At 71.3% G+C, this 11,093-nt stretch carries 9 protein-coding genes; 8 read left to right on the forward strand and 1 reads right to left on the reverse strand.

Annotated elements, in window-relative coordinates; translation table 11 throughout:
- Positions 1-28 precede the first annotated feature (28 nt).
- A complete protein-coding gene (locus ABZ671_RS25845; protein ID WP_357862723.1) occupies positions 29-1,153 on the reverse strand; it encodes a Vms1/Ankzf1 family peptidyl-tRNA hydrolase in 1,125 nt (374 codons plus the stop codon).
- Between the two features lie 142 nt (positions 1,154-1,295).
- Here ABZ671_RS25845 and ABZ671_RS25850 point away from each other — a divergent pair, with 142 nt between their 5' ends.
- The 8 genes from ABZ671_RS25850 (at position 1,296) to ABZ671_RS25885 (ending at position 10,977) form a co-directional block, all read left to right on the forward strand.
- Positions 1,296-1,829: a hypothetical protein gene (locus ABZ671_RS25850; protein WP_357862743.1), complete on the forward strand. Its 534-nt coding sequence runs from the start codon at positions 1,296-1,298 to the stop codon at positions 1,827-1,829.
- Positions 1,830-2,285: 456 nt separating this feature from the next.
- Positions 2,286-3,011: a class I SAM-dependent methyltransferase gene (locus tag ABZ671_RS25855; protein WP_357862725.1), complete on the forward strand. Its 726-nt coding sequence runs from the start codon at positions 2,286-2,288 to the stop codon at positions 3,009-3,011.
- A 16-nt stretch (positions 3,012-3,027) separates the two neighbouring features.
- On the forward strand, positions 3,028-4,788 hold the full coding sequence (locus ABZ671_RS25860; RefSeq protein ID WP_357862727.1) for a hypothetical protein: 1,761 nt from the start codon (positions 3,028-3,030) through the stop codon (positions 4,786-4,788).
- Between the two features lie 313 nt (positions 4,789-5,101).
- Positions 5,102-5,470, forward strand: a complete 369-nt coding sequence (locus ABZ671_RS25865) for an NUDIX hydrolase (RefSeq protein ID WP_357862729.1) — start codon at positions 5,102-5,104, stop codon at positions 5,468-5,470.
- A 263-nt stretch (positions 5,471-5,733) separates the two neighbouring features.
- Positions 5,734-7,128, forward strand: a complete 1,395-nt coding sequence (locus tag ABZ671_RS25870) for a glycosyltransferase family 4 protein (RefSeq protein ID WP_357862731.1) — start codon at positions 5,734-5,736, stop codon at positions 7,126-7,128.
- Positions 7,129-7,312: 184 nt separating this feature from the next.
- The gene (locus tag ABZ671_RS25875) at positions 7,313-7,969 is read left to right on the forward strand and encodes a response regulator transcription factor (protein WP_357862745.1); all 657 of its coding nucleotides are present in this window, start codon (positions 7,313-7,315) and stop codon (positions 7,967-7,969) included.
- 111 nt (positions 7,970-8,080) lie between these two features.
- On the forward strand, positions 8,081-10,198 hold the full coding sequence (locus ABZ671_RS25880) for a M14 family zinc carboxypeptidase (protein WP_357862733.1): 2,118 nt from the start codon (positions 8,081-8,083) through the stop codon (positions 10,196-10,198).
- 164 nt (positions 10,199-10,362) lie between these two features.
- Complete coding sequence (locus tag ABZ671_RS25885) at positions 10,363-10,977, forward strand: fasciclin domain-containing protein (protein ID WP_357862735.1); 615 nt, start codon at positions 10,363-10,365, stop codon at positions 10,975-10,977.
- Positions 10,978-11,093: the final 116 nt, after the last annotated feature.

Consider the following 11,093-nt stretch of genomic DNA (forward strand, 5'->3'; position numbering starts at 1 on the left):
CACCGCCGGCAGGTTCGCGACCGTACGGTCAGGCATTGCCCCGCCCGGGTGTGCTCGCGTCGACGTATCGCAGCACCGCGCCGACCCCGTCGGTGAGTTCCGGCGCCTCCTCGGGCGCGAGGACGGTGAGTTCCGCGTCGGTGCCGACCAGCGCGCGCAGCAGCGCGGCGTCGGCGCGGACCCGTTGCGGGTCGGCCACCGACATCGCCTCCAGCTGTCGCGGGTCGGTGGCGATCTCGGTCGGCTCCGGGCCGATCCAGAGTTCGCCGTCGGCGGAGGGGTCGTCCACGATCAGCATCGTGTCCACCTGGTTGCGTTGCAGGGCGGCGACCACCGCGTCCAGGCCCGCCCCGACGTCCTCCTGCATGCCGAACCGGTCCAGCGCGGCGGTGATCCGCTTGTCGGCGACCTCGGCGATGGTCTGCACCGTGACATCGTCCATCGCGGTCGGGTCCGCGCCGCCGGTCCGCGCGCCGGCGTCGGTACGCACCAGCACGTCCTGCCAGCGCTCCGGCAACTGGGCGGCGATCATGCCGGTAGCCCGGATGTCCCCGGCCACCACCACCACGTCCGCGCCGACCCGCTCGGCCAGCTCGGCGGTGGCCGCGGCGGCGTCGCCGGCGTTGTGGTGCCAGGCTTCCATCGCGGCGCGCTGGTAGCGGGACTGTGACCAGCCGCCCGGCTTGACCCGGCGCAACTGGTAGCTCTCCCGTCCCTTGACGTGCGCCCGCCGGGGCACCCCGCCGGCGCTGACCGCGATGGCGTCGGCCCCCGTCCGGTCGGCCAGCACCCGGACCCAGGCGACCTGCTCACCCCGCTGGGCGACCAGTGGCATGGTGTGCGGCGCCAGGGACCAGGTGGCCAGGTCCCGCAGCGGCGGCGCGGACAGATACTCGGTGAGCACCACCCGGCCCCGGGTGGCGAACACGGCCAGGCCGTAGTCGCCGGGCATCGGGTCGTGCCGGCGGACGACCTCCTCGACCGCGTCGATGGTCACCGGGTCAGCGCCCTGTTCCAGCAGACGCCCCTTGAGGGACCGCCAGCGCAGGTCGACCGCGGGACGGGAGTCGTGGGTGTCCCGGGAGGCGTCCAGGTACACCGAGCACCACGGCCCGGGACGATCGTAGAGCGGACGCAGGAAGGACAGCTGCATGCTCGACCCCTTTCCAGCTCGGCCGCACGCATACCCGCGCCACCGGGGATGTCACCTGAGCCGCCCGCCGCGTGATCGAGTTTCATTCACGTTACTCAATCGGAGTCATCCGCTACGATCAGTGAACAAACCCGGACTCTGGGTGGTGATCATGGACACTGACCTTCAAACCCGGCGCGTCATCCACCCGACCGGACGGATCGTCACCGGCCGGCTCGTCCGGTTCATGGAGGGCTACCCGCGCGAGGTGCGGATCGGGCGGCCGGTGCTGGTCGCGGTGCTGGCCGCCGCCGGCGTGATGCGGCTGGTGCGGGCGCTGCGCAGCAACAGCGGGGGCAGCCGACGCAGCTTCAAGGACATGAAGAAGGGCCCGGAGTTCCTGGTCACCCCGGTCCGCCTGCGCGACGCCGCGGGCCGGCTGCTGGAGGTCGAACTGCACGGCCACCTACCGCAGAGCGCGCTGCACTCCGGCGACCACGTGCAACTCACCCTGAGCCCCCCACGCGACGCCGACATGCCGCCGCGCATCGAGCGGATCATCAACCTGACCACCGGTCAGCTGCTGACCCCGCGTACCGCGACGATGTGGTCGCACCTGGGCCCGCCGCTGCTGCTCGACGCGGCGCTCGGCCTGTTGCTGCTGCTGGGCATCGCCGCCTGCTCGGCACTCACCTGAGGTTTCGCGGCGGTCCGCCACTACGTGGACGCTCGTCCGCTCATGGCCCTCTGCTGCCTGCGACGCCACGCGATCAGGATACTGGCCACTGCGCCAACGGCCACGGCCAGCAGCGCCCAGCCGCTGGATGCCGCAGCTTCCGGCACAGGTAGGGCGGTCTGACGTCCACTCTCCGGCTCGTGATCATTCAGATCCATATGATCACGGTAGCGTCCAGGTTCGACCGAGTCGACTCTCGCTCACGCCGCTCCGATCAGCTCAGCGACCCTGAGTCGGAGTAGGTTTCCGACCCGGGAAGTGGCCCTTGACCTGCGTGGGCTATACGGGGATCGAACCAGTGACCTCGTCGGTGTGAACTCTCGGCGGTCCCGCTACCAGACGATGTTGTACGTCACCTGGTGCGACCAGTAGCATTCGGACGAATTCGGCCAGCCCATCGCCCCTTTAGGGACTGCCATGCCTCCACGCGACGAGCCCGCTCCCGGGCAGGGCGCGCACGATCTGCTGACCTGGTGGTACGAGGAGCACTATTCCACGACGGCCGCGACGGCGGACGGGTCGTTCTTCGAGCGTTACCTGCACCGGTCGATGGAGGCGCCATACGGTCCGGATGCCCGATACGCCCGGGTGCTGGAGGTGGGCGGCAACTGCGGCGAGCACGTGCCGTACGTGCGGCACCAGTTCGACGAGTACGTGCTGACCGACCTGCGCGAGCCCCGCCCGACCGAGCAGGTGGCGGCGGATCCCCGCGTGCGGGTGGCGGCCTGTGACGTGTCCGAGCTGCCGTACCCGGACGGCGGTTTCGACCGCGTCATCGCGACCTGCCTGCTGCATCACCTGCCCGACCCGCTCACGGCGCTGCGCGAGATGCGCCGGGTTGCCGCGCCCGGCGGCGCCGTCACGATCCTGCTCCCGACCGACCCGGGGGTCGTGTACCGGTTGGGCAAGGCGCTCACCTCCGGTCGCGCCGCCCGCCGGCAGGGCATCGCCGACCTGTACCAGGTGGTCACCGCGCTCGACCACCGCAACCACTTCCCCTCCCTGCTCGCCCAGGTGCGACACGTCTTCCGGGCCGACAATGTCGCGGTGAGCTGGCGGCCGTTCCGGGTGCCCGGCTGGCACCTGAACGCGTTCAGCGTGGTGCACGCCCGGATCCGGGACGGCGCGGGCGCCGATGCCTGACCTAGCATCGGCTGCTATGGAAGCCGCAGCGCCCACGATCGCGCCCAAGACCGTCGACGAGCCGAAAGGCGGGCCGAGACGCGCCCTCATCTGGCGAGTGCTGCGGCACGAGTGGACGCTGGTGGTGCTCGGCGGCCTGTTGCTCGCGGTAATGCTGACCTGGCCGACGCTGAAGCACCCGGCGTCCACGATCCCGGGTGACCTCGGCGACCCGACCGTGCAGGCGTGGCAGATCGCGTGGGGTGGGCACGCGCTGCTGACCGATCCGCTGTCGCTGTGGCACTCGAACACGTTCTATCCCGAGCCGTACACGTACGCCTACACGGATTCGCTGCTCGGCTACGCTCCGGCCGGTTTCATCGGCTCCGGCCTTGAGGCGACGATCGTCCGCTACAACATCCTGTACGTGCTGCTGTACGCGTTGGCGTTCATCGGCGCGTACGCGCTGGTCCGCCAGCTCGGCGCGGGCCGGCTGGGCGCGGCGGTGGCCGGGGTGGCGTGGGCGTTCTCGCCGTGGCGGCTGGCGCACGGCGGCCACATGAACATCCTCTCCACCGGCGGCATCGCGCTCTCGCTCGCGATGCTGGCCCGCGGCCACGGCTGGTCGCTCACCGGGGGCTACCAGCCGGACAAGCGCCGGCCCGGCTGGGTGCTGGCCGGGTGGCTGACCGCGGCGTGGCAAATCAGCCTCGGCTTCGGCATCGGCCTGCCGTTCGTATACTTCCTGGCCGGCGCTTGCCTGGTTGCCGCCGGCACGTACGCGTTCTCGTGGTGGCGCAAGAAGACCCGGCCGCCGTTCGGTCGCCGGCTGCTCGTCGCCGACCTTGTGGGCGGCTCGCTGTTCGGCCTGGTCACGATCTCGATCGCGCTGGCGTACCTGAAGGTCACCGAGCTCAACCCGGGCAGCAAGCGGGGCCTGGAGTGGACGGTCCTGTTCTCCCCACCAGTGAAGGGATACTTCACCGCGCCGGGCGAGTCGTGGTTCTGGGGCGAGCGGCACGCCGCCGCCCGCGAGCAGCTCACCTGGCCGCCGGAGATGGCGCTGCTGCCGGGCGTCTGCCTGATCGTGCTGGCCTCGGCCGGGCTGTTCTTCTCGATCTTCTCGGTGCGGCACCGGATCATGCTGGCCGTGGCCACCGTCGGCACCGCGCTGCTCGGACTGGGCTCGACGCTGGGCGGGGACGGCGACCCCGGGTACCTCACGCTCTCCAAGCACCTGCCCGGCTGGGACGCGCTACGCACGCCGGGTCGGCTGATGATCTGGACCAGCCTGCTGCTGGCCATCCTCGCCGCCGGCGCGATCAGCGAGGCGGCCCGCAACGCAGGCACGCTCAAGGGCGCCGGCCGCGCCGTGGCACGGGTCGCGCTGGTCATCCCGCTGCTACTCGTGATCGGCGAGGGCGTGAACAACACCGCCCACCCGCCCGTTCCGCAGCCGCCGGCCGCGTTCGCGCAGGCCCGCGAGCCGCTGCTGATACTGCCCGCGACCGGGCTGATCGAGCTCAACTACATGATGTGGACGGTCGACGGTTGGCCGCGGGTCGCCAACGGCTTGGCCGGATTCGAGCCAACCACCCAGGCGCAGACCCGGGCGGCCACCGCCACATTCCCGGACCAGGCCTCGATCGCGTACCTGCGTGGCATCGGCGTCAAGGACGTGCTCGTGCTACCGGACTACCTGCCCGGTACCCCCTGGGACGGCGTGCCCAGCCGGCCGGTCGACGGCCTCGGCATCACCCGCGAGGACATCGACGGCGCGGTGCTCTATCGCCTCTGAAGCGGGTACGCGACGCGATCACTGTCTCCAGCCAGAACGCTCGGACGCGCGCCCTGCACACCGCTCTCATCGCGACGATCCATGCCCGTGCCGGGGACATCGATGCCGCCTGTGGCTGGGGCCGGCAGCTGGGGCAGCACATGCCAGACATCCATTCTGCGCGCCTGGAACGCCGCCTCGGGCGAACTCGCCACCATGCTGAACCCTCATCAAGCGATGCCCCAGGTCAAGGAACTCCTGCTTGACCTCGCGACCCCGCCGTCGCACAAGTAGCGCGAGGCCGTATCGAGACGCATCGGCTAGCGTCACCGACGTGACCTGGACGGAGCCCGCCACCTGGTACGCCAACCTGCCCGCCTTCTACGCCGCCGCAGCCGCCTGCGCCCGTGAGGTCCACGAAGAACTGGGTATCTCCGTATCGGTGGGAGACCTGCTCGTCGTCGACTGGGCACCTCCCGCCGAACGCCGACCAAGAGCAATCATCAGCTTCACATTCGACTGCGGCACTATCTCCGGCCTGGATGGCTTCGATCTGCCTCAGCAGGAGCTCGAGGATGTCGCTTGTTTCTCCTCGCAAGAGGCCGAGCAGCAGCTTCCCAGCAATGTCGCCCCACGAGTACGCGCAACCGTACGTGCCCGGGCCCGAAACGTCCCGCCAGGTTGGCCCCGCGTACGGGAGTGAATCGTTTACGACATCAGCTTGAAAGGCCCTGACGAGTTGGGCATCGCGGGGACGACCCGGCAGCGGCCACGCCGATCAGAGGAGCTTCGGGTGTCTTCCGTCACGATCGCCCGTTTCAGGGTGCGGGCTGGCGCGGAATGGCCTTTCCTGGATGTCGGACGCGTGCGCCCGCCCGCGTCACCCGGCCCTTCGGCCACCCTCACCGCACCTTTCACGCCGGCAGCGTCGCCGGCGCGCCCCAGCATGCACGGACGGAGATTGATGTGACCATCCTGCGGGTCGACGCACAGCCCGCCACCGCGACGGACCGGAGCCTACCCACCCTCACCTCCTACCCCACTGTCCCCCAGCAGCCCGGCGGGCCCACCCGGCCGCGGCGCATCCTGATGTTGTCGTGGGAATACCCACCCGTGCTCGTCGGTGGCCTCGGCCGTCACGTGCACGCCCTCTCCGTCGCCCTGGCCGCCGCCGGCCACGAGGTCACCGTCATCACCCGGCACGCCGAGGGCGCTCCCTTGGAGGAGTACGCCGACGGCGTGCGGATCGTCCGCGCCGCCGAGGACCCGGTCCGCTTCCCGCTCGCCACGGACTCCCTGCTCGCCTGGACGATGGCGTTCAACCACACGCTCACCCGGGCCGCCCTGCGCGCCGCCGAGACCGGCGCGTACGACGTCATCCACGCCCACGACTGGCTGGTCGCGCACACCGCGATGACCCTGCGCGAGCATCTGGACCTGCCGCTGGTCAGCACCATCCACGCCACGGAGGCCGGCCGGCACCAGGGCTGGCTGCCCGAGGAGATGAACCGCACCATCCACGGTGTGGAGCACTGGCTGGCCACCGAGTCGGGCCGGGTGATCGTCTGCTCCGGCCACATGCGCGACGAGGTGACCGCGCTGTTCGACGTGCCGACCGGGCGGGTCGACGTGGTGCCCAACGGGGTCGAGCCGCACCGCTGGCAGGTGCCGGCGGCGGCGGTCGCGTCCGCCCGGGCCCGCTTCGCCGGCGACGGTCCGCTGGTCACCTTCGCCGGTCGGCTGGTCTACGAGAAGGGCGTGCAGGACCTGCTCGCCGGATTGCCGGCGCTGCGCGAGCGGCATCCCGGGCTGCGCGCGGTGATCGTCGGCGACGGACCGTACCGGGCGGCCCTGGAGACGGAGGTGCACCGGCTCGGCCTGGAAGGCACGGTGAGCCTGCCCGGCTTCCTCGGCGGCACCGACCTGCCCGCGGTGATGGCCGCCGCGGACTGCTTCGCCGTGCCGAGCATCTACGAGCCGTTCGGCATGGTGGCCCTGGAGGGCGCCGCCGCCGGTGCGCCGCTGGCCGTGTCGCGGACCGGTGGGCTCGCCGAGATCGTCGAGTCGGGCGTGACCGGGATGACCTTCGCCCCGCAGGACCCGGACGGGCTGACCGAGGCGGTGCACGCGCTGCTGTCGGACCGGGAGCGGGCCCGCGTTCTCGCCCGGCGCGCCCGCGCCCTGGTCCACGAGCGGTACGCCTGGTCGGCGATCGCGTCCCGCACCGCCGCCACGTACGCGACCGCCATCGGCGGGGACGCCACGTTCACGGCGGCGCGGGCCGAGCAGCGGATGGCCCTCGGCCGGGCGCTGTCGCCGCTGCCGGAGGGTAACCTGCTCGCCGCCGCCGGCCTGCGCTGAGGCGTACCCACGCCGGGCGGATCTGGCCCGGCTCGCCCGCAGTGACGGCGGGATCACCGGGACTGCCGAGCCGGTCATCGCGCGGTCATCGCGCGGTCACGATCTTGCGTCATTGCTGGTCACGGCCGTAACCATCGGACAGACTCGCGTGGACCTGTCAACCACGACGGCCGAGGAGACGCGGGTGCGGGTGCTGATGGTGGAGGACGACCTGCGAGTCGCGTCCGCGCTCGGCAGCGCGTTGCGCCGCCGGGGTTACGCGGTCATCCCGGCCACGACCGTGGCGGAGGCGACCACGGCGGGCCCGGTCGACCTCGTCCTGCTCGACCTCAACCTGCCCGACCGGGACGGTCTGGAGTTGTGTCGGCAGATCCGCCGGAACAACGAGCACGTCGCCATCATCGCGGTGACCGCCCGGTCGGAGGAGCGGGACCGGGTGGCGGGGTTGCGGGCGGGCGCCGACGACTATGTGGTGAAGCCGTTCTCCATGGCGGAGTTGCAGGCCCGGATCGAGGCGGTGATGCGCCGGACGGCCCGGGCCGCGCGGGTTGAGGAGACGTTGGAGCTCGGCGAACTGCGGATCGATCTCAGCGCCCGGCGGGTCTGGCTCTCCGAGCGCGAGGTGAGCCTGACCCGTAAGGAGTTCGACCTGCTGATGGCGTTGGCCCGGCAGGCGGGGACGGTCGTGTCCCGCGAGCGGTTGCTGATGGACATCTGGCAGACCACCTGGAAGGCCGGGCACACCCTCGACGTCCACGTCGCGGCCCTGCGGGCCAAGCTCGCCGACGCCGGCCTGGTGGAGACCGTACGCGGAGTGGGCTATCGGCTACGGCCGAGCTAGGCCCGGTGCCGGAATCTCAGATCATCCTCAAGAAATCCCGCCTGGTCCACTTCGTACGACGTAACTCACGTGTGCTGTTCGGCACCTTGTCAGTTCACCTCTGGAGCCTCCATGAGAGACAGACGGACAACCATTTTCTCCGTCCTGCTCGCCGCCAGCCTCGCGGCGACGGTCGCGCCTCTGCCCGCGTACGCCCAGCCGGCCGGCGTCGCCGTCCAAGCCGAGCCGAACCAGGTGCTGAACCTGTCGGTCGTGCAGGCCGACGGCTACGCCACCCTTGCCTGGACGCCGGTCGACGGCGCCACCGACTACCAGATCGAGCGGACGCCGATCGCCGCTGACGGTTCGGCCACCGGCCCGGCCGTCATCACCGGCGTATGGCGGCCGAACCGCCAGATCAACAACGAGGCGCCGACCTTCGCCGACTCGGGCTACAACCCGGGCGCCCGGTTCCAGTGGCGGGTCCGCGCCCGCTTCGGCACCACCGCGCAGCCGTACTCGGAGCCGGTATCCGGCACCACCCTGGCGCCCTGGGGCGACCCGAACGTGCCGGGTGAGAACCTGAGGACCCAGTGGGAGACCACCCTCGCGGCGCAGTACACCAGCGACGTCAACGAGTACGCCTACACCTCGGCGCTCGACGCGGCCAGCGACCGGGTCCGGGTGACCGAGATCGGCAAGACCGTGCTCGGCCGGCCGATCAACATGTTCGTCCTCGGCTACCCGAAGCCGCCGGCGACCGCGGCGGCCGTGGCGGCCACCTCGCCGCTGCTGATCAACTGCAACGTGCACGGCAACGAGCCCGGTGACCGGGAAGCCTGCCTGATCATGGCGCGCAAGCTGGCCTTCAGCAATGACGCCCGCACCAAGGACCTGCTGTCTCACACCACCGTGCTGATCGTGCCGACCATCAACGGCGACGGCCGGGCGGCCAACACCCGGGGCAACTCGACCGGGCAGGACCTGAACCGGGACTACTCGCTGATCCGCCAGCCGGAGAACGCGGCGTTCGTGCGGATGCTGCGCGACTACCACCCGGTGGCCAGCTACGACGGGCACGAGTTCGGCAACGCCAACGCCGGTGACCTGCCGATGCTGCCGCCGCGGCACCAGAACGTGGCCAAGTCGATCTTCGACGAGTCGCAGCACATGATCGAGGGCCACATGTACACCGAGGGCGCCAAGGACGGCTGGTGGCCGTGCCCGTACGGGTGCAGCGGTGGCGGGGCCGTGGGCCTGAGCGAGGAGACCATCCTCCGTAACACGGCCGGGCTCAAGAACGTCGTCAACTCGCTGCTCGAGCTGCGTAGCTCCGGCGGCCCCACCCGCCCGGACGAGGGCAACACGGCGAACAACCGGCGGCGTAAGACCTTCTCCGCGCTGTGGACGTTCAACCAGTTCCTCGACTACCACCGGGCGAACCTGAACGCGATCACCACGGCGCGGGCCGAGGCGATCAAGTTCCAGGTGTCGAACACCGGCCGGGTCGTCTTCCGCGGTTCCCGCCCGATCGAGGCGTACCCGGCCCCGCACCCGGGCGAGGCCCCGCCGCCGGTCGACGCCCCCGCCGCCAACCTGATCCTCGACAACGCGCCGTGCGCGTACAAGCTCACCGAGGAGCAGTACAACGGGGCGCGTACCGACGGCCCGGCCGGCATGCGCACCACCGTCGCGGAGCGGCTCGCCTCGCACGGCTGGCAGGTCGTCAAGACCGCCGACGGGTACGTCGTCCCGCTGAACCAGCCGGAGCGGGGCCTGATCCCGCTGCTGCTGGACGGGCAGGGTGTCGAGAACATGGTGGCCGGCGAGCGGGTGTACCCGACCATGACCGGCAAGCACAACGGCAAGCTGACCATCTCCGGCTTCGCCTGCCTGAAGGACGCCACGGTGACCGGCCCGGTCCGGCTCCAGCCGGGTGCCACGCTGGTCGCCACGGGCTCGACGTTCACCGGCCCGGTGGAGGCCAGCGGCGCCGCGGGTGTCTTCCTGACCAACAGCACGGTCACCGGCCCGACCCGGATCACCGGCACCACCGGCCCGGTGGTGGTCGTCGACACCAAGGCCACCGGCCCGGTCGAGCTGGTGAACAACCGTGGCGGCGCGCCCCTGGTGGCGGCCAACACGGTGACCGGTCCGCTGCAGTGCAGTGGCAACGCCAACGCTCCGGTGAACCTGGAGCTGCGCAACTCGGTCACGGGACCGAAGAACGGCCAGTGCGCCGGTCTGTGACCCGCTGATCGTCGTACCGGCTGGGCCGGCCTGCGGGCCGGTCCGGCCGGTACGGCCCAATTTGACCTGGAGAAGACGCAGTGGACCAGCTTGCCACCGCACCATCCCGTCCCCACCGGCCGGGCCGTCGCGGTTCACGACGCCGACTGGCCGCACTCGCCGCGGTGGGCCTGTCCCTGACCCTCGCCGGCACGGCCTGCTCCGGCGACGCCGCCCCTGCCCGGGCGGCGACCGACGCCGCAGCGGCAGGGGCACCCACCCTCCATGGGCGGCTGTGTGATGCGCTGCCCTCGGGCACCGATCCCGGCAACCCGGCGGCGCTCACCCAGGAGCCCCCCGAGAAGGCCCTGCAGTGGATCCCCGTCCTCACCATGTTCGAGGCGGCGGTACGGGCCGCCGGTATGGAGTCCGAGCTGCACCGCGCGTCCGGGGTGACCATTCTCGCCCCCAGCGACGACGCGTTCGAGCTGCAGTTCTCCGAGGACAACCTGGACGAGCTCTTCATCACCGGTAAGGACAAGCTTCGCGGCCTGCTCCGCGAGCACCTGGTCGCCGGGTCGCTGTCGCTGTCCGATCTGGTGGCCGCCGGCGAGGTCACCACGCTCGCCGGTACGAAGATCCCCGTCACCGAGGCCGGCGGCGGAACGAGCGCCCGCGTGGCGCGCAAGGCCGACACGGTCTGCGCCGACTACCAGGCCGCCGGCGCGCGGATCCACATCATCAACCGGGTGCTCGGCAAGCTGCCCGTCACTGCGGGCACGGGCCACAAGAGCCACTGACCCGCGTACGCGAAAGGCCGCCGACCCCGCGCGGGGGGGGGGGGCGTGGCCGGCGGGGGGCGGGCCGCGCACCGCGGCCGGGGCGCAGTCCCGCCGGGGGGTGCCGGGGTAAATAA

The sequence above is a fragment of the Micromonospora sp. NPDC006766 genome, from assembly GCF_040636055.1.
Lineage (GTDB): Bacteria > Actinomycetota > Actinomycetes > Mycobacteriales > Micromonosporaceae > Micromonospora.

Coding starts and splice junctions, on each gene's coding strand:
- ABZ671_RS25845 (WP_357862723.1), bottom strand. CDS start 1,153: ATGCAGCTGTCCTTCCTGCGTCCGCTCTACGATCGTCCCGGGCCGTGG.
- ABZ671_RS25855 (WP_357862725.1), top strand. CDS start 2,286: ATGCCTCCACGCGACGAGCCCGCTCCCGGGCAGGGCGCGCACGATCTG.
- ABZ671_RS25860 (WP_357862727.1), top strand. CDS start 3,028: ATGGAAGCCGCAGCGCCCACGATCGCGCCCAAGACCGTCGACGAGCCG.
- ABZ671_RS25880 (WP_357862733.1), top strand. CDS start 8,081: ATGAGAGACAGACGGACAACCATTTTCTCCGTCCTGCTCGCCGCCAGC.